The organism is Pseudomonas sp. MWU12-3103b (assembly GCF_023100615.1).
Lineage (GTDB): Bacteria > Pseudomonadota > Gammaproteobacteria > Pseudomonadales > Pseudomonadaceae > Aquipseudomonas > Aquipseudomonas putida_A.
Map to the genome: position 1 here is coordinate 481324 of NZ_JALMEY010000002.1, position 18887 is coordinate 500210.

General features: G+C 60.5%; 19 protein-coding genes and 1 pseudogene. 19 read left to right on the forward strand and 1 reads right to left on the reverse strand.

Annotated elements, in window-relative coordinates:
• Positions 1-41 precede the first annotated feature (41 nt).
• The 14 genes from M0808_RS05915 to fliJ all read left to right on the forward strand — a co-directional run bounded on the left by M0808_RS05915 (position 42) and on the right by fliJ (position 14079).
• Entirely contained in the window at positions 42-893 is an 852-nt protein-coding gene (locus M0808_RS05915) for a flagellin domain-containing protein (RefSeq protein ID WP_007920059.1), read from the forward strand.
• Positions 894-966: 73 nt separating this feature from the next.
• Positions 967-1326, forward strand: a complete 360-nt coding sequence (locus M0808_RS05920; RefSeq protein ID WP_027614231.1) for a flagellar protein FlaG — start codon at positions 967-969, stop codon at positions 1324-1326.
• An 83-nt stretch (positions 1327-1409) separates the two neighbouring features.
• On the forward strand, positions 1410-2879 hold the full coding sequence (gene fliD / locus M0808_RS05925) for a flagellar filament capping protein FliD (protein WP_027614232.1): 1470 nt from the start codon (positions 1410-1412) through the stop codon (positions 2877-2879).
• Positions 2880-3008: 129 nt separating this feature from the next.
• Positions 3009-3407: a flagellar export chaperone FliS gene (gene fliS, locus M0808_RS05930; RefSeq protein WP_027614233.1), complete on the forward strand. Its 399-nt coding sequence runs from the start codon at positions 3009-3011 to the stop codon at positions 3405-3407.
• A gap of 11 nt (positions 3408-3418) precedes the next feature.
• Entirely contained in the window at positions 3419-3715 is a 297-nt protein-coding gene (locus tag M0808_RS05935; RefSeq protein WP_007966233.1) for a hypothetical protein, read from the forward strand.
• Positions 3716-3887: 172 nt separating this feature from the next.
• Positions 3888-5363, forward strand: a complete 1476-nt coding sequence (locus M0808_RS05940) for a sigma-54 dependent transcriptional regulator (protein WP_003222863.1) — start codon at positions 3888-3890, stop codon at positions 5361-5363.
• 125 nt (positions 5364-5488) lie between these two features.
• The gene (locus M0808_RS05945) at positions 5489-6682 is read left to right on the forward strand and encodes an ATP-binding protein (protein ID WP_179353308.1); all 1194 of its coding nucleotides are present in this window, start codon (positions 5489-5491) and stop codon (positions 6680-6682) included.
• Between the two features lie 5 nt (positions 6683-6687).
• Positions 6688-8067, forward strand: coding sequence for a sigma-54 dependent transcriptional regulator (locus M0808_RS05950; RefSeq protein WP_247840283.1), 1380 nt, complete (start codon positions 6688-6690; stop codon positions 8065-8067).
• A gap of 252 nt (positions 8068-8319) precedes the next feature.
• Complete coding sequence (gene fliE / locus M0808_RS05955) at positions 8320-8649, forward strand: flagellar hook-basal body complex protein FliE (RefSeq protein ID WP_003222869.1); 330 nt, start codon at positions 8320-8322, stop codon at positions 8647-8649.
• A gap of 15 nt (positions 8650-8664) precedes the next feature.
• Positions 8665-10452, forward strand: coding sequence for a flagellar basal-body MS-ring/collar protein FliF (fliF, locus tag M0808_RS05960; protein ID WP_027614236.1), 1788 nt, complete (start codon positions 8665-8667; stop codon positions 10450-10452).
• Positions 10445-11464, forward strand: coding sequence for a flagellar motor switch protein FliG (gene fliG, locus M0808_RS05965; RefSeq protein WP_007920042.1), 1020 nt, complete (start codon positions 10445-10447; stop codon positions 11462-11464). Before fliF ends, fliG begins: the two co-directional genes overlap by 8 nt.
• A 4-nt stretch (positions 11465-11468) precedes the next feature.
• Positions 11469-12275: a flagellar assembly protein FliH gene (gene fliH / locus M0808_RS05970; protein WP_183781883.1), complete on the forward strand. Its 807-nt coding sequence runs from the start codon at positions 11469-11471 to the stop codon at positions 12273-12275.
• The gene (fliI, locus tag M0808_RS05975; RefSeq protein ID WP_047599980.1) at positions 12265-13623 is read left to right on the forward strand and encodes a flagellar protein export ATPase FliI; all 1359 of its coding nucleotides are present in this window, start codon (positions 12265-12267) and stop codon (positions 13621-13623) included. Before fliH ends, fliI begins: the two co-directional genes overlap by 11 nt.
• 6 nt (positions 13624-13629) lie before the next feature.
• Positions 13630-14079 (forward strand): flagellar export protein FliJ, encoded by a 450-nt coding sequence (gene fliJ, locus M0808_RS05980; protein ID WP_095139370.1) that lies wholly within the window; start codon positions 13630-13632, stop codon positions 14077-14079.
• A 35-nt stretch (positions 14080-14114) separates the two neighbouring features.
• On the opposite strand, the gene M0808_RS05985 is transcribed toward fliJ, so the two are convergent.
• Complete coding sequence (locus tag M0808_RS05985) at positions 14115-14459, reverse strand: hypothetical protein (RefSeq protein ID WP_247840284.1); 345 nt, start codon at positions 14457-14459, stop codon at positions 14115-14117.
• Positions 14460-14595: 136 nt separating this feature from the next.
• Here M0808_RS05985 and M0808_RS05990 point away from each other — a divergent pair.
• The 5 genes and pseudogenes from M0808_RS05990 to M0808_RS06010 all read left to right on the forward strand — a co-directional run.
• Positions 14596-14706 (forward strand): annotated as a pseudogene (locus M0808_RS05990) (flagella biosynthesis chaperone FliJ); the annotation flags it as partial.
• Between the two features lie 193 nt (positions 14707-14899).
• Complete coding sequence (locus M0808_RS05995; RefSeq protein ID WP_247840286.1) at positions 14900-15205, forward strand: STAS domain-containing protein; 306 nt, start codon at positions 14900-14902, stop codon at positions 15203-15205.
• Between the two features lie 5 nt (positions 15206-15210).
• The gene (locus tag M0808_RS06000; protein ID WP_247840288.1) at positions 15211-16908 is read left to right on the forward strand and encodes a fused response regulator/phosphatase; all 1698 of its coding nucleotides are present in this window, start codon (positions 15211-15213) and stop codon (positions 16906-16908) included.
• A 37-nt stretch (positions 16909-16945) separates the two neighbouring features.
• Positions 16946-17293 (forward strand): Hpt domain-containing protein, encoded by a 348-nt coding sequence (locus M0808_RS06005; protein ID WP_135295222.1) that lies wholly within the window; start codon positions 16946-16948, stop codon positions 17291-17293.
• Between the two features lie 106 nt (positions 17294-17399).
• Complete coding sequence (locus M0808_RS06010) at positions 17400-18794, forward strand: flagellar hook-length control protein FliK (RefSeq protein ID WP_247840290.1); 1395 nt, start codon at positions 17400-17402, stop codon at positions 18792-18794.
• Positions 18795-18887: the final 93 nt, after the last annotated feature.

Here is an 18887-nt window from a genome sequence, read left to right on the forward strand (position 1 = left end):
AGGGCCGGAAGCCGCAGTACCCAACCAACGAGGAATTCGTCATGGCTTTAACAGTAAACACCAACACCACGTCGCTGAACGTTCAAAAGAACCTGAACCGCGCTTCCGACGCTCTGTCGACTTCGATGCAGCGCCTGTCTTCCGGCCTGAAAATCAACAGCGCTAAAGACGACGCTGCTGGCCTGCAGATCTCGAACCGTATGTCTTCGCAGATCCGTGGTAACACCCAAGCCATCCAGAACGCCAACGACGGTATCTCCGTTGCTCAGACCGCTGAAGGCGCTCTGCAAGCGACTACCGACATTCTGCAGCGTATGCGTGAACTGGCTGTTAAAGCACGTAACGGCACCAACGGCACTGCTGACCAGACCGCTACCAACGCTGAATTCGCTCAGATGTCTGACGAAATCACCCGTATCTCGGCATCGACCAACCTGAACGGCAAAAACCTGCTGGACGGTTCGGCTGGTACTGTGACCCTGCAAGTTGGCGCAAACACTGGTTCGGCTAACCACATCGACCTGGTACTGAGCTCCAAGTTCGACGCCGTCAGCCTGTCGGTTGGTAGCGGTACTCTGTCCCTGACTGGTGCTACCGTAACTGGCGCTTCGCAGAACATCGACAACGCGATCACCGCAATCGACGCCGCTATCGCTGCAATCGGTGCAACTCGTGCCAGCCTGGGTGCTTCGCAAAACCGTCTGACCAGCACCATCCAGAACTTGCAGAACATCACCGAGAACACCACTGCTGCACAAGGTCGCGTACAAGATACCGACTTCGCCGCAGAGACTGCTAACCTGACCAAGCAGCAAACCCTGCAACAGGCTTCGACCTCTGTTCTGGCTCAAGCCAACCAACTGCCTTCCGCTGTACTGAAGCTGCTTCAGTAATTTCGGAATGAGTTTGGGCGGGAGGGTGCGCTGGTCGCGCTCTCTCGCTTTTTTACGTTAGGAGGTGATGAGCATGGACATGAGCGTAAAGCTTAACGTGTCTTATCCGGCTCCCAAGCCAGCGACGCCTGTTGCTGATAAGCCGTCGGAGACGCCAAAAGTTGCACCGGCCGACGCTCCGGTCGCTGACAGGAAAAGTCAGCAAACGGATGACGCCAAGTTGAAACTGGCGGTGCAAGAGATCGAGAAGTTCGTTCAATCGATCAAGCGTAACCTGGAGTTCTCGATCGACGAGCACTCTGGCAAGGTCATCGTCAAGGTGATCGCAAGCGAGACGGGTGAGGTGGTACGCCAGATCCCCTCCGCAGAAGCACTCAAGCTCGCAGACAGCCTCGCCAACGCAAGCCATGTGTTGTTCGACGCCAAAGTCTGATAGCTGGCATGAATAGTGTTTGTCTTTCTTGAATGACGCCTGGATGGGTCAAAAGTCTGGCAACAATCTGAAGGGAGATGCACATGGCAAGTCCAATTCTACCGGGTTCCGGACTGGGTTCCGGCCTGGACATCGGCGCGATCGTGACCGCGCTGGTCAACGCCGACAAGTCGCCGAAGCAGACGCAGATCGATTCCGCGACCAAAACCAATACCCTGAAGATTTCCGGTGTCGGCACGTTGAAGAGTGCGCTGACCGCGTACCAGACGGCGATGACCAACCTGGGCAGCAAGACCAACCCGGCGTTTGCCGGCTTCACGGCGACCTCGAGCAACACAGCGATTCTCGGCGCCACCTCCGATAACACCGCGGTGTCGGGGACTTACAACGTTGTTGTCAACCAATTGGCCACTGGCTCGAAAGTTGCCAGCGCTTCTTTCGCCGGCGGTGCTGCCAGTGCCATTCCGAGTGGTACCCTGAAAATCAGTCAGAATGGCACTGATTACAATGTCACGATCCCGGCTAATGCAACCTTGCAGAGCACCCGTGACGCGATCAACACGGCTCAGGGCGCCAATGGCATTTCTGCCAACATCGTGACCGACAGCAGCGGTGCTTCACGCCTGGTGATCAGCTCGAACAAGACGGGCGCAGGTACCGACCTCTCTGTCAGCGGGATTGCCGGTCTGGAGATCGACGGTACTCAGCCGATGGGTACCAATCCGGCGGCAGGCGCCTCTGGCAACGTCAATGGCCTTGCACAAGATGCCAAGGTGACCATCGACGGTCTTCAGGTTTCCAGCAAGAGCAACACGGTCAGTGGTGCAATCAGCGGCCTGACCCTGAATCTGACCACTGTCAGTCCTGAAGTTGGTGGCGTTGCCACGCCGACCGTTGTCAGCGTCGATACCAACACCAAGGGGCTGCAGGCTTCGGTTCAGGCGTTTGTTGACGCCTACAACACCCTGAAGACCACCATCGACACGCTTTCCAAGGCTACGCCTGATGAAGACGGCAAACTGACAGTGCAGGCGGCGTTTACCGGTGACTCGTTGCCGCGTTCGCTGATCGCCGACATCCGTGGCCAGTTGACTGCTCCTGCTGGTGCAAAGGGGTCTTTGTCCTATCTGTCGGAGATCGGTGTGATGACCGACCGCAACACCGGCAACCTGACGTTTGATACTGCTGCGTTCACCAAAACCATGGCTCAGCCCGGCAAGGCTGGCCAGGTGCAGCAGATGTTCACCGGGACCGACGACACCAACGGTCTGCTGGCACGCATGAACAAGGCAGTGGATCCGTATCTGAAGGCGCCTGCCGGTAGCGCCCCTACTGCCGTAGGCCTGCTTGATCAGCGCATGTCCATCCTGAACAACAACACCCGGAACCTGACCAGTCAGCAACTGGCGCTGGATCTGCGTGTTGCCAACCTGACCAAGACGTTGACTGCCAAGTACAACGCCATGGACTTGCTGGTAGGGCAGATGAAGGCGACGGCGAGCAATATCACGTCGTTCTTCAGCTCGCTGAACGCTCAGCAGTCCGCGAAGTAACCCGCAAGAACGACAAAAACCCGGCTACGCTTTATCGGCGTGCGCCGGGTTTTTGTCTTTTGATCTAAAGTTCTGTGATTCGTTGGCGATACACTGGTTATACGAGTCATTGTGGCAATGAGGTAGAACATGAACCCAATGTTAGCCCTTCGGCAATATCAGAAAGTCGGCGCGCACGCGCAGACATCCGAGGCGAGCCCGCACCGTCTGGTGCAAATGCTGATGGAAGGCGGGTTGGCCCGCATCGCTCAGGCCAAGGGTGCCATCGAGCGCAAGGATATTCCTGGCAAGTGCACCTCGATCAGCAAGGCCATTGGCATTGTCAGCGGGCTGCGCGAAGGTCTGGATCTGGAAAAGTGTGCCGATGAACTGGCCGATCTGGACGGGCTGTACATCTACATGATGAAGCGTCTTGCCGAGGCCAACATCAACAGCGATCCGCGCATTCTCGATGAGGTCGCCGGCTTGCTGAGCACGGTAAAAGAAGGCTGGGATGCCATCGCCCCCGAGCCTGCTCCGCAGTTTTAAAGGAGAGCACCATGAGTCTTGTATTGCAGCGAATCGCCGACACCCGTGAAGCGCTGGTCAGTGCGCTGGCCGAACGCAACTGGGAAGCCATTGGCGAGCTGGATCTGGCTTGCCGTTCCTGCATGGAAGACGTCATGGCCGAGGCCTCGCTGGATGAGGAGGCCTTGCGCAGTAACCTTGAGGAATTGCTCCATGTCTACAAGGAGCTACTTGAGGCGGCCATGGGTGAGCGCCAGGCGATAGCCAACGAGATGTCGCAGATCACCCAAGCGCAAAAGGCGGCAAAGGTTTACCATCTGTTTGGTTAATTAACCCCCAGTTAATCCAGACATGTGCGCCATAAATTTGACTGTGCACGGTTTTTTGACTTAACTAGTGGCTGTTTTCAGATTTCAGGCGTCTACAGGCACAAGGTGTCCTGCAAGCGTCTCGCTTGCCCCATTTTTCGGGCATTGAGTTGACTAGGGAAGTTGCTATTGCATGTGGCGTGAAACCAAAATTCTGCTGATCGATGACGATAGCGTCCGCCGCCGCGACCTGGCGGTGATTTTAAATTTTCTCGGCGAAGAAAATTTACCCTGCGGCAGCCATGACTGGCAGCAGGCTGTCGGCTCTTTGTCATCGAGTCGTGAAGTCATCTGTGTACTGATCGGGACGGTAAATGCTCCGGGTGCACTTTTGGGCTTGTTAAAGACACTCTCGACATGGGATGAGTTCCTTCCGGTTTTGCTGATGGGCGATAATTCTTCCGTCGACCTGCCGGAAGACCAGCGCCGCCGGGTGCTTTCGACCCTGGAAATGCCGCCCAGCTACAGCAAACTGCTCGACTCCCTGCACCGTGCCCAGGTCTATCGCGAGATGTACGACCAGGCCCGCGAGCGTGGCCGTCATCGCGAGCCCAACCTGTTCCGCAGCCTCGTCGGCACCAGCCGGGCGATTCAGCACGTCCGTCAGATGATGCAGCAAGTGGCCGATACCGACGCCAGCGTGCTGATCCTCGGCGAGTCCGGCACCGGCAAGGAAGTGGTTGCGCGCAACCTGCATTACCACTCCAAGCGTCGCGACGCGCCTTTCGTGCCGGTCAACTGCGGGGCGATCCCGGCAGAGCTGCTGGAAAGCGAACTGTTTGGCCACGAGAAGGGCGCCTTCACCGGTGCGATCACCAGCCGTGCCGGGCGTTTCGAACTGGCCAACGGCGGTACGCTGTTCCTCGACGAAATCGGCGATATGCCGCTGCCGATGCAGGTCAAGCTGCTGCGCGTGCTGCAGGAACGCACCTTCGAACGCGTGGGCAGCAACAAGACCCAGAGCGTCGACGTGCGCATCATTGCCGCGACCCACAAGAATCTCGAAAGCATGATCGAGATCGGCACCTTCCGCGAAGACCTTTACTATCGCCTGAACGTGTTCCCGATCGAGATGGCGCCGCTGCGTGAGCGCGTCGAAGACATCCCGCTGTTGATGAACGAACTGATCTCGCGCATGGAACACGAAAAGCGCGGTTCGATCCGTTTCAACTCGGCGGCGATCATGTCGCTGTGCCGTCACGGCTGGCCGGGCAACGTCCGCGAGCTGGCCAACCTGGTGGAGCGCATGGCGATCATGCATCCGTACGGGGTGATCGGCGTGGTCGAGTTGCCGAAGAAATTCCGCTACGTCGACGACGAAGACGAGCAGATGGTCGACAGCCTGCGCAGCGATCTCGAAGAGCGCGTGGCGATCAACGGTCATACGCCGGACTTCACCGCCAACGCGATGCTGCCGCCGGAAGGCCTGGACCTCAAGGACTACCTCGGTGGTCTGGAGCAGGGCCTGATCCAGCAGGCGCTGGACGACGCCAATGGCATCGTCGCGCGTGCCGCCGAACGCCTGCGCATTCGTCGCACCACGCTGGTGGAGAAGATGCGCAAGTACGGCATGAGCCGGCGCGAAGGAGACGAACAGGCGGATGATTGACGCCTGTTTTTCAACGCCTTCATTTATAAGCAGTTTTTTTTAGGCACGGGTATTGCTACAGCCCTCGCAACGTTCCGTTTAACTGACGGTCAGCCAAGCGAGAGAACACAATGCCCCACGCCCAGATGTCATCTGCCTCCCATGCCGAGGGGCAACCGTCGTCCGTAGAGCAGGCGAGCCGTCAGGGTCTTGAGCACGCGTTCGCGCTGTTCAATCAGATGTCCAGCCAGTTGACCGACTCCTACAGCATGCTTGAAGCCCGGGTCACCGAGCTCAAGGGCGAGCTGGCGGTGGTCAGTGCCCAGCGCATGCAGGAGCTGGCCGAAAAAGAACGCTTGGCCAACCGTCTGCAAAACCTCCTCGATCTGTTGCCCGGTGGCGTCATCGTGATCGACGGCCACGGCATGGTGCGCGAAGCCAACCCGGCGGCGATCGATTTGTTGGGGCTGCCGCTGGAAGGCGAGTTGTGGCGCCACGTCATCGCCCGTTGCTTCGCCCCGCGTGAAGACGACGGTCATGAAATCTCTCTGAAAAACGGTCGGCGCCTGTCGATTGCAACCCGCTCGCTGGATGCCGAGCCGGGGCAGTTGGTGCTGCTCAACGACCTGACAGAAACCCGCCACCTTCAAGATCAACTGGCGCGCCATGAGCGTCTGTCGTCGCTCGGACGGATGGTCGCCTCGCTGGCCCATCAGATCCGCACGCCGTTGTCCGCTGCGTTGCTCTACGCCAGTCATTTGACTGAGCAGGAATTACCGGTCGCCACCCAGCAGCGTTTCGCTGGCCGCCTCAAAGAGCGCCTGCATGAGCTGGAGCATCAGGTGCGCGACATGTTGGTGTTCGCCCGTGGCGAGCTGCCGCTGACCGACCGCATCACCCCGAATACTCTGATGCAGGCGCTGCAAGCGGCGGCGCTGACCCATGTGCAGGATCTGCCAATCCGCTGGCAGTGCGACAGCCATGCCGGCGAACTGCTGTGCAACCGCGACACCCTGGTCGGGGCGATTCTCAATCTGATCGAAAACGCGATTCAGGCCAGCGATGGCAACGTGCGCCTGAAGGTGCATTGCTACACCCGCGACAACAGCCTGCGCCTGTGCGTCAGCGACAGTGGCAGCGGCATTGATCCGCTGGTGCTGGAGCGTCTCGGCGAGCCATTTTTCACCACCAAAGTCACCGGCACCGGGCTTGGCCTGACCGTGGTCAAGGCAGTGGCGCGGGCACATCAGGGAGAATTGCAGCTGCGCTCGCGAGTCGGGCGCGGCACGTGCGCGCAGGTGATCCTGCCGCTGTTTTCCGCTGTACACGGAGCTGAGTAAACGTCATGGGCATCAAGGTTTTGCTGGTCGAGGATGACCGCTCGTTGCGCGAAGCGCTGGCCGATACGCTGTTGCTGGCGGGCCACGACTACCATGCAGTCGGCAGCGCCGAAGAGGCGTTGCAGGCGGTCGAGCGCGAAGCGTTCAGTCTGGTGGTCAGCGACGTCAACATGCCCGGTATGGATGGCCATCAACTGCTCGGTTTGCTGCGTGCCCGGCAGCCGCAATTGCCGGTGTTGCTGATGACTGCGCATGGCGCCGTCGAGCGCGCAGTGGATGCGATGCGTCAGGGCGCGGCGGATTATCTGGTCAAGCCGTTCGAGCCCAAGGCTCTGCTGGACCTGGTGTCGCGCCATGCCTTGGGCAGCATCAGCACCACAGATTGCGAAGGTCCGGTGGCGGTCGAGCCGGCCAGTGCGCAGTTGCTCGAACTGGCGGCGCGGGTGGCGCGCAGTGATTCCACGGTGCTGATTTCCGGCGAGTCCGGTACCGGCAAGGAAGTGCTGGCGCGTTACATTCACCAGCAATCCCACCGTGCGAGCCAGCCGTTCATCGCGATCAACTGTGCGGCGATTCCCGACAACATGCTTGAAGCCACGCTGTTTGGTCACGAGAAGGGCTCGTTCACCGGCGCCATTGCGGCCCAGGCCGGCAAGTTCGAACAAGCCGATGGCGGCACCATTCTGCTCGACGAGATTTCCGAAATGCCCCTGGGCCTGCAAGCCAAGTTGCTGCGGGTGTTGCAGGAGCGCGAGGTCGAGCGCGTCGGCGCGCGCAAGCCGATCACCCTGGATATTCGCGTGGTGGCGACCACCAACCGGGATCTGGCGGGCGAAGTGGCGGCGGGGCGTTTCCGTGAAGACTTGTTCTACCGCTTGTCGGTTTTTCCCCTGGCCTGGCGTCCACTTCGCGAGCGCACTGCCGATATCTTGCCGCTGGCCGAGCGGTTGCTGAACAAACACGTCAATAAAATGAAGCATGCGGCGGCGAAACTTTCGCCAGAAGCCCAGGCTTGCCTGACCCACTACCCGTGGCCGGGCAACGTGCGTGAGCTGGATAACGCGATTCAACGCGCGCTGATTCTGCAGCAGGGCGGTTTGATCCAGCCGCAGGATTTCTGCCTGACCGGCGCAGTGACCTACACCGCGGCGCCGGTGCAGCCGTTGGTGCGCGAGATCGAAGTCGAGGCTGAATCCGCCGGGGCGCTGGGCGATGACCTGCGGCGCCGGGAGTTTCAGATGATCATCGACACCCTGCGCACCGAGCGTGGCCGGCGCAAGGAGGCTGCGGAAAAGCTCGGTATCAGCCCGCGTACCCTGCGCTACAAACTGGCGCAGATGCGTGATGCCGGGATGGACGTCGAAGGGTATCTGTTCGCCACCTGAAAGTTGACGCGAATAACGGTGGGAGGGGGCTTGCTCCCGAAGAGGTCAGGTCTGTCACATCATTGTTGAATGACACGCCGCCTTCGGGAGCAAGCCCCCTCCCACAGTTGTTTTGCGGTGATCCCGACATAGCGCACAGACCACAGCGGCATTTATGAAACAAGACCAGCCGAGCTGGCACCCTTGTTGCTAACACCTGTGTACCCGCCGAGTGAGTGTCAAAAAATTGCGGGCCGCCCAAGAGAGTAGACCATGAGCCAAGGTATTGAATTCAATCGGTTGATGATGGACATGAAGGCCATGAAAATGGACGCCATGGCCACGCCGAAATCGACTGCCGCCGTCCCTGAACTGGCAGGCAGCAGCTTTTCCGACATGCTCGGTCAGGCCATCAACAAAGTCAGCGATACCCAGCAGGCGTCGACTCAGTTGGCCAACGCATTTGAAATCGGCAAGAGCGGCGTCGATCTGACGGACGTGATGATCGCCTCGCAGAAAGCCAGCGTGTCGTTCCAGGCTCTGACCCAGGTGCGCAACAAACTGGTTCAGGCTTATCAAGACATCATGCAGATGCCGGTTTAAGGACGAGATTGAGTCATGGCAGAAGCAGTCGCCGATAACGTTCCGGCCAAGGCCACCCCGATAGACGGCAAACCGCCGCTGTTCGGCCTGTCCTTCCTGGAAAACCTCTCCGAGATGACCATGCTGCGTCAGGTGGGCCTGTTGGTCGGCCTGGCTGCGAGCGTGGCGATTGGCTTTGCCGTGGTGCTGTGGTCGCAGCAGCCGGATTACCGTCCGTTGTACGGCAGCCTTGCCGGCATGGACGCCAAGCAGGTCATGGACACCCTGGCCTCCGCCGACATCCCTTACACCGTCGAGCCGAACTCCGGCGCCTTGCTGGTCAAGGCTGACGACCTGTCCCGTGCGCGGATGAAACTCGCGGCCGCTGGTGTCACTCCCAGCGACGGCAACATCGGTTTCGAAATTCTCGACAAGGAACAGGGTCTGGGCACCAGCCAGTTCATGGAAGCGACGCGTTACCGTCGCGGCCTCGAAGGCGAACTGGCGCGCACCATCTCCAGCCTGAACAACGTCAAGGGCGCCCGCGTGCACCTGGCGATTCCGAAAAGTTCGGTGTTCGTGCGTGATGAACGCAAGCCAAGCGCTTCGGTACTGGTCGAGCTGTACTCCGGGCGTTCGCTGGAGCCGGGTCAGGTGGTGGCGATCATCAACCTGGTGGCGACCTCCGTGCCTGAATTGAGCAAATCGCAGATCACCGTCGTCGATCAGAAGGGCAACCTGCTCTCCGATCAGGCGGAAAACTCCGAAATGACCATGGCCGGCAAGCAGTTTGATTACAGCCGCCGCATGGAAAGCATGCTCACCCAGCGCGTGCACAACATTCTGCAGCCGGTACTGGGCAACGATCGCTACAAGGCTGAAGTGTCGGCCGACATCGATTTCAGTGCCGTCGAATCCACCGCCGAGCAGTTCAACCCGGACCAGCCGGCGTTGCGCAGCGAGCAGTCGGTCAACGAACAACGCACCGCCAGCAATGGTCCGCAAGGCGTGCCGGGTGCCCTGAGCAACCAGCCGCCAGCGCCGGCCTCGGCACCGCAGACCACCGGTGGCGCGCAGGGCTCTACCGGCATGATTCAGCCCGGTCAGCCACTGGTGGATGCCAACGGTCAGCAGATCATGGACCCGGCCACCGGCCAGCCAATGCTCGCACCGTACCCGGCGGACAAGCGTCAACAATCCACCAAGAACTTCGAACTTGACCGTTCCATCAGCCACACCAAGCAGCAGCAGGGTCGCCTGAATCGTCTGTCGGTGTCGGTGGTGGTCGACGATCAGGTCAAGGTCAATGCGGCCAACGGTGAAACCACCCGCGCGCCGTGGAGCGCCGATGAACTGGCGCGCTTCACCCGTCTGGTGCAGGACGCCGTTGGCTTCGATGCCAGCCGTGGCGACAGCGTCAGCGTGATCAACATGCCGTTCTCCGCCGAACGCGGTGAAGTGGTTGCCGATATTCCGTTCTACTCCCAGCCATGGTTCTGGGACATCGTCAAACAAGTGCTGGGTGTGTTGTTCATCCTGGTGCTGGTGTTTGGTGTGCTGCGTCCGGTGTTGAACAACATCACCGGCGGCGGCAAAGGCAAGGAGCTGGCCGGTCTGGGCAGCGACGTGGAACTCGGTGGCATGGGCGGCCTGGACGGCGACTTGGCCAACGACCGCGTGAGCCTCGGTGGTCCGCAGAGCATTCTGTTGCCGAGCCCGAGTGAGGGTTACGACGCACAACTGAATGCAATCAAGAGCTTGGTGGCCGAGGATCCGGGTCGCGTGGCTCAGGTCGTGAAAGAGTGGATTAACGCAGATGAGTGATAACCGAGCCGCAACCGTCAAACTGAACAAGGTCGACAAAGCCGCGATTCTGCTGCTGTCCCTGGGTTCGACCGATGCCGCGCAAGTGCTGCGCCACATGGGCCCGAAAGAGGTTCAGCGGGTCGGTGTGGCCATGGCCCAGATGGGCAACGTCCATCGCGAGCAGGTCGAGCAGGTCATGAGCGAGTTCGTCGACATCGTCGGCGACCAGACCAGCCTCGGCGTCGGCTCCGACGACTACGTGCGCAAAATGCTCACCCAGGCGCTGGGTGAAGACAAGGCCAACGGCCTGATCGACCGCATCCTGCTCGGTGGCAACACCAGCGGCCTCGACAGCCTGAAATGGATGGAGCCGCGCGCCGTTGCCGACGTGATCCGATATGAACACCCGCAGATCCAGGCGATCGTGGTGGCGTACCTCGACCCGGATCAGGCCGGTGAAGTACTGGGCAACTTCGACCACAAGGTGCGTCTGGACATCATCCTGCGCGTCTCGTCGTTGAATACCGTGCAACCGGCGGCGCTGAAAGAGCTGAACCAGATTCTCGAGAAGCAGTTCTCCGGCAACTCGAATGCCTCGCGCACCACCCTGGGTGGCATCAAGCGTGCGGCGGACATCATGAACTTCCTCGACAGCTCGATCGAAGGCCAGCTCATGGACTCGATCCGCGAAGTCGACGAAGACCTGTCCGGTCAGATCGAAGACCTCATGTTCGTGTTCAACAACCTGGCCGATGTCGACGATCGTGGCATTCAGGCGCTGTTGCGCGAAGTGTCCTCCGACGTGCTGGTACTGGCCCTCAAGGGTTCGGACGAAGGCGTCAAGGAGAAGATCTTCAAGAACATGTCCAAGCGTGCGGCCGAACTGTTGCGCGACGACCTCGAAGCCAAAGGCCCGGTGCGCGTCAGCGACGTGGAAACCGCGCAGAAAGAAATCCTCACCATTGCCCGTCGCATGGCCGAAGCCGGCGAAATCGTGCTCGGTGGCAAGGGCGGCGAGGAAATGATCTAAGCCCATGGACAAGCATGACGAGTCAGTGACGGATCTGATCCGCGCCCGCGATGTTCGTGGTTTCGAATCCTGGGCGCTGCCCAGCTTCGATCCGCCAAAACCGGAACCCGAGCCGGAACCGGAGCCCGAACCGCCGGAAATGGAAGAAGTGCCGCTGGAAGAAGTCCAGCCACTGACCCTGGAAGAACTCGAAAGCATCCGTCAGGAGGCTTACAACGAGGGCTTTGGCATCGGCGAGAAGGAAGGTTTTCACAGCGCCACGCTCAAGGTGCGCCAGGAAGCCGAAGTGGCGCTGGCGGCGAAACTGGCCAGCCTCGAGCAACTGATGACCCACCTGTTCGAGCCAATTGCCGAGCAGGACACGCAGATCGAAAAGTCGCTGGTCGACCTCGTGCAACACATCACCAGACAGGTGATCAAGCGCGAGCTGGCCATCGATTCCAGCCAGATCGAACACGTCATGCGCGACGCGCTCAAGCTGCTGCCGTTGGGCGTGGAAAACGTGCGTCTGTACGTCAATCCGCAGGACTTCGAGCAGGCCAAGGCCTTGCGCGAGCGTCACGAGGAATCCTGGCGCATCGTCGAAGACGACTCGCTGCTGCCGGGCGGTTGCCGGGTTGAAACCGAGCACAGCCGCATCGACGCCAGCATCGAGACCCGCGTGACTCAGGTCATGGCTAAACTGTTCGACCAGTTGCACGAACAGGCTCTGCACCCGGCCGCGCCGGACCTGAGCCTGGACATTCCTGAAGAAAGCCAACTGGCGGCTGCGCCTGAAGAGCCGCTCGCGGACACCCCCGATGCGCCTTGAACGCACCAGTTTCGCCAAGCGCCTCAGCACCTATGCCGAAGCCACTGAAATCGCCGGCGCGCCGATTCTCGAAGGCCGCCTGCTGCGCATGGTCGGCCTCACCCTAGAAGCCGAAGGCCTGCGCGCCGCCATGGGCACACGCTGCCTGGTGATCAATGACGACAGCTATCACCCGTCCCAGGTGGAAGCGGAAGTCATGGGGTTTTCCGGCAGCAAAGTCTTCCTGATGCCGGTCGGCAGCGTCGCCGGCATCGCCCCGGGCGCCCGTGTGGTGCCGCTGGCCGAAACCGGTCGCCTGCCGATGGGCATGAGCATGCTCGGTCGCGTACTCGACGGCGCAGGACGGGCGCTGGACGGCAAGGGCGGGATGAAGGCTGAAGACTGGGTGCCGATGGACGGCCCGACGATCAACCCGCTCAATCGCGACCCGATCCACGAACCGCTGGACGTCGGCATCCGTTGCATCAACGGTTTGCTGACGGTCGGGCGCGGTCAGCGTCTGGGCCTGTTCGCCGGTACCGGTGTCGGTAAATCGGTGCTGCTGGGCATGATGACGCGCTTCACCGAGGCCGACATCATTGTCGTTGGTCTGATCGGTGAGCGGGGTCGAGAAGTTAAGGAGTTCATCGAGCACATCCTCGGTGAAGAAGGCCTCAAGCGTTCGGTGGTCGTCGCCTCGCCGGCGGACGATGCGCCGCTGATGCGTCTGCGCGCGGCGATGTACTGCACGCGCATCGCCGAGTATTTTCGCGACAAGGGCAAAAACGTTCTGTTGCTGATGGATTCGCTGACCCGTTTCGCCCAGGCCCAGCGGGAAATCGCTTTGGCCATCGGTGAGCCGCCAGCGACCAAGGGCTATCCGCCCTCGGTGTTCGCCAAACTGCCGAAACTGGTGGAGCGCGCCGGTAACGCGGAGAAGGGCGGCGGTTCGATCACCGCGTTCTACACCGTGTTGTCCGAAGGCGATGACCAGCAGGACCCGATTGCCGACTCGGCGCGGGGCGTGCTCGACGGCCACATCGTGTTGTCCCGGCGTCTGGCCGAGGAAGGGCACTACCCGGCCATCGACATCGAAGCGTCGATCAGCCGAGTGATGCCGGCCGTGGTTTCGGCGGAGCACATGCAGCGCGCGCAGTACTTCAAGCAGCTGTGGTCGCGCTATCAGCAGAGCCGCGATCTGATCAGTGTCGGCGCTTACGTCGCCGGTGGCGACCGCGAGACCGATCTGGCGATCTCGCTGCAACCGCAACTGACCCGCTACCAGCGGCAGGGGCTGAACGACAAGATCAATATGGGCGAGAGCCAGGCTTACCTCGAAACCCTGTTCGCGCCTGCGGCGGGCGGGTAACCGGCCATGGCCGTGAGCCGAGCTGCGCGTCTGGCACCGGTGGTGGAAATGGCCGAACAGGCCGAGAAAACCGCCGTGCAACGCCTAGGTTACTTTCAGGGTCAGGTCAAAGTCGCTGAAAGCAAACTCGCCGACCTCGACGCCTTTCGTCTGGATTATCAGGAACAGTGGATCGTGCGCGGCAGCGACGGGGTTTCCGGGCAATGGCTGCTGGGGTATCACGGCTTTCTGGCACAACTGGACACCGCGATCGACCAGCAGCGCCAGAGTCTGGTCTGGCACCAGAACAACCTGATCAAGGCGCGCGATGCCTGGCAGCAGGCATTCGCCAAGGTCGAAGGCCTGCGCAAACTGGTGCAGCGCTACCGCGAAGAGGCGCAACGCCTCGAAGACAAGCGCGAGCAGAAGCTGCTGGACGAGTTGTCGCAGCGCTTGCCGCGGCACGATCCGTATTAACGTGCCGCAGCAGTGGTGCTAGAGGATGGACGGAGTCATTTGTCCAATATTGTGAAACTGAACATTGCGGAGAAACCTAGAAGCTTTGAGTCACTTACTACGGTGTAGAAAGCGAGTATCTGTTTGCCCAAAATATCCCAATGATTGGCAGAATCGATATAAGCACCGTATGTCTCATGATCAGCAATGGTTGTATCAGTATGCAATGTGGGATAGACGGCGTCGCACACCAGGTAAAACGTGATTAGTTCGCCTTCTTTACCAGTGTATTTTGCCAGCAAGGCGGATTTACCCTTTAGGTATTCATCATGAGTGATGATGCTTGGTGACGCGGTGTTACCCAGGGACGGTGCTTCGAAAAGTGCATTAGGCGAGTTCATGATGCAGTCCTTTGACCTGAGCGCAGCGAAATTGCTGCCACTTGATTAAGGGCTATGCCTCTTTCCTCGATCTACTGTCAGATCTGACAGTGGCGACAAGCGGCAGTCGCGAAGTGGCTGCAGGGCATAGCTTCTCCTTCGCAAACGGGTACCGCGCTACGGCGAAGAGGCGCAACGCCTCGAAGACAAGCGCGAGCAGAAGCTGCTGGACCAGTTGTCGCAGCGCCTGCCGCGACACAACCCTTTTCAAATTGCTCAAAAACTCCCTGTGGGAGCGGGCTTGCTCGCGAAGGCGTCGTGTCAGTCAACACCTCAGTCAACTGACCGATTGCCTTCGCGAGCAAGCCCGCTCCCACATTTGCTTCTGCGCTGAGCCTTGCCCCAACCTTGTCCAGGTGCTAAACCTTGTACACGTTCGTCAATGACAAGGAAGCCAGTCAATGTCAGTCGTTACAGAAGTCTCTCCGGATGGTCAAAAACTGACGATTTCGGTCAGGGGGCGGTTCGATTTTGGGCGCCATCAGGAATTTCGCGAGTCCTATGAGCGGCTTAACAGAAAACCCGACTCCTTCGTGGTTGATCTGAAAGATGCCACCTACCTCGACAGCTCCGCGCTGGGCATGCTGCTCCTGCTGCGCGATCACGCCGGCGGCGACGACTCGGATGTACGCGTGATCAACAGCAACTCCGACGTGCGCAAGATCCTCGCCATCTCCAACTTCGACAAACTGTTCGACATCAGTTGACGGCCATGCAGGCGCAAGAGCCGCTGACTATCCTGATCGCCGAAGACAGTGCCGCCGACCGGTTACTGTTGTCGACCATCGTCCGCCGTCAGGGCCATGAAGTGCTGACCGCCGCCAATGGCGCCGAAGCGCTGGAGGTGTTCAAGCGTCAGCCACCGCATCTGGTGCTGATGGACGCGATGATGCCGGTGATGGACGGCTTCGAAGCGGCGCAGCAGATCAAGGCGCTGGCGGGGGAAACCCTGGTGCCGATCATTTTCCTGACCTCACTGACCGAGAGCGAAGCGCTGGCCCGTTGTCTGGAGGCGGGTGGCGACGACTTTCTGGCGAAGCCCTACAACCAGGTGATCCTCGCCGCCAAAATCAAGGCGATGGATCGCTTGCGCCGCTTGCAGGCCACAGTGCTGCAGCAGCGCGATCTGATCGCCAGACATCACGATTACCTGCTCAACGAACAGCGCGTGGCCAAAGCCGTTTTCGACAAGGTCGCGCATTCGGGTTGCCTGAGTGCACCGAATATTCGTTATCTGCAATCGCCCTATGCGTTGTTCAACGGCGACCTGCTGCTGGCGGCCTACACCCCGGCCGGCGACATGCATGTGCTGCTGGGGGATTTCACCGGCCACGGCTTGCCGGCGGCGGTGGGGGCGATGCCGCTGGCCGAAGTGTTTTACGGCATGACCGCCAAGGGCTACGGCCTGGCTGAAACCCTGCGCGAGATGAACGCCAAGCTCAAGCGCATCCTGCCGGTGGACATGTTTTGCTGCGCGACCATGCTCTGTCTGAGTTTTCAGCGCCGCACGGTGGAAGTGTGGAACGGCGGCATGCCTGACGGTTATCTGCACCGGATCGCAACCGGCGAACGTGTGCCGTTGGCGGCGCGGCATTTGCCGCTGGGGGTGCTCAGTCCGCAAGCGTTTGATGATCGCACCGAAGTACAGACCATGGCCGTGGGTGACCGGGTGTTCCTGCTTTCGGACGGGGTGATCGATACCACTGACGCCGACGATCGCTTGTTCGGTGTCGAGCGTTTGCAGCAACTGTTTGCAGCCAATCGTGAGCCGGACAACCTGTTCGCCGAGATCGAGCAGGCCTTGCACGCCTTTCGCGGCGAGCCCCGCGACGATGTGAGCATGGTCGAGATCAGCTTGCTGGAGGCGGCGCAGGTGATGCCGGCGGCGCCGGTGTATTCCGACAGCGGCCAGTCGTGCCCGCTGGACTGGTCGGTAAGCTTCGAGTTTCGCGGGGCGACGCTCAGGCGCTTCAATCCATTGCCGTATCTGCTGCAGTTGTTGCAGGAAGTGCACGGTTTGCGCACCCAGGGCGGGGCGATCTACAGCGTGCTCGCCGAGCTGTACTCCAACGCGCTGGAGCACGGTGTTCTTGGCCTGGATTCCAGCCTGAAGCGTGATGCCAGTGGCTTCGCTCGTTACTATGAACAGCGCAACGAGCGGCTCGAAGCCCTGCAGGACGGTTATGTGCGCGTGCATCTGCAGGTCAAGCCGCAAGGTGCCGGTGGTTGTCTGGTGATCCGCGTCGAGGACAGCGGCAAGGGTTTTGACGTGGCGCGGGTGATGGAGCGGCCGCTGGATGGTGTCCGTCTGTCGGGGCGCGGGGTCAGTCTGATCCGCCAGTTAGGGCATAACGCCAGTTGGTCGGACGAAGGTCGCAGTGCTTGCGTGGAGTTTTTCTGGGAGGGTTGAGGCATAATTCGCCGATTCTTGATCAAGGAGTGAACAAGTGACTGACCAACATGTGGATCGCGAAGTACTCGATGCGTTGCGCGAAGTGATGGAAGACAGCTATCCGGATTTGCTGGATACCTTCCTGACCGATTCTGAAAGTCGCTTGCATCAATTGCAAAAGACCGCCGACGCCAAGGTGTTGGCCGAGGTCGCCCATAGTTTCAAGGGCAGCGCCAGCAACATGGGGGCTGTCCGGTTGGCGACGCTCTGTCAGGAGCTGGAGGCGGATGCCAAAGGCAAAAGCCCTGCGGAAATCGTCAAACTGGTGGCCGACATCAGTTGCGAATTCGCGGAAGTCCGTCCTGTCTACGAAGACGAACGCCAGCACGCCCTGACCCATTGAACCCTGCCGTCCGGCGCTTTTCGCAAGCGCCGGACAAATCTGGCCCGACACTTGCAATAATCCCCGTCAACTGTACCTACGATCCCAGTGCAGCGGAGACCGTGTCATGCCTGCGACCCCCAATGTTCTTCTTCAATCTGCCGCCCAGGCCAAGGCGCAAGCCGCCGCCGTGAAAACGCCGGTCATGGCCGCAGACACCGGGGACAAGGCCTCAAGCTTCGCTCAGGTGTTCGCCGATCAAGGCCCGAAAAAGACTCTTGCGAACTCTGACAGTTCGTTGAAACCGGCGCGCGACAAGGTTGCCGACAACAGCGACAAGAAAGATTTCGCCAAGGATAAGTCTGCCGCCACGCAACAGACCGTTGCCGATAGCGGCAATGCCTTGCCTGCCGACAAGACCGCGTCGACCACCACCGATGATCAGGCCGCCGCTGACAAGGCCGCCGCCGATGCTGCCGCCGACAGCGCGCAGACGCCAGTGGCCGACACCACCCCGGTGGATCCGGCGCTGGATCCGGCACTGGCGCAAACCGTGCAGCCGCTGGTGACCGCGCCGGTGGTGGCAGCGCCAGTCGCTGCAACACCGGAACCGGCCAAAACCGAAACGCCGGTCGTGGCCGCCACTTTGGCGCCAGCCGTGGTCAAAGATCCGGCGGCATCAACCGATAGCGCGTTCGACCCGGCGGCCGATCCACTCGACTCGTTGCCGGCGCTGCGTATGGCGATGGAGCAGGGCGGGCACATTTCCGCCAGCAGCCAGGCCCAACCCAAAGCTACACCGGCCCAGGCTCAGGCCGACGGTGAATTGACTGCGGCGCAGAACTTCGCTGCCGGCATGGCGAGCATGCTCGACGTGCAGGCCGACAAGGACAGCACCAGTCAGAATGGTGAAAAGGCCTTCAGCGGCCTGATCGACGATGGCCTGAAAGATCTGAAGGCTGCTACCAGCGACACCCGTGTCGATGATTTCGCCAACCGTCTGGCGGCGCTGACTCAGGCGGCCACTCCGAAAACCGCGAACGCGGTGCCGGTGAATCAACCGATCGCCATGCATCAGAGCGGCTGGACCGAAGAAATCGTCAACCGCGTCATGTACCTGTCCAGCGCCAACCTGAAGGCGGCGGATATTCAATTGCAGCCGGCGGAACTCGGGCGTCTGGATATTCGGGTCAACATGGTTCCGGACCAGCAGACCCAGGTGACCTTCATGAGCGCGCACCCAAGCGTGCGCGAAGCGCTCGACGGTCAGATGCATCGCTTGCGTGACATGTTTACCCAGCAGGGCATGGGCCAGGTCGACGTCAATGTCTCCGACCAGAGCCGTGGCTGGCAGGGTCAGCAGGGGCAGGAACAGGCGCAGCAGGGCCAGAGCGGTCGCACCAGCGCTGCGGGTGGTCGACTGGATTCGGCGGAAGAGGAGCTGACGCCGGCGGCCGTGGCGGAAGCTGCTGCGCAAACCACCAGCGTGATCGGCAGCAGCGCCGTCGACTATTACGCCTGAGCAAAATCAAGAGCCCCTCACCCTAGCCCTCTCCCACAGGGAGAGGGGACCGATTGGGGGATGCTCGCGAAGTACGCCGACCGGATACTTGCG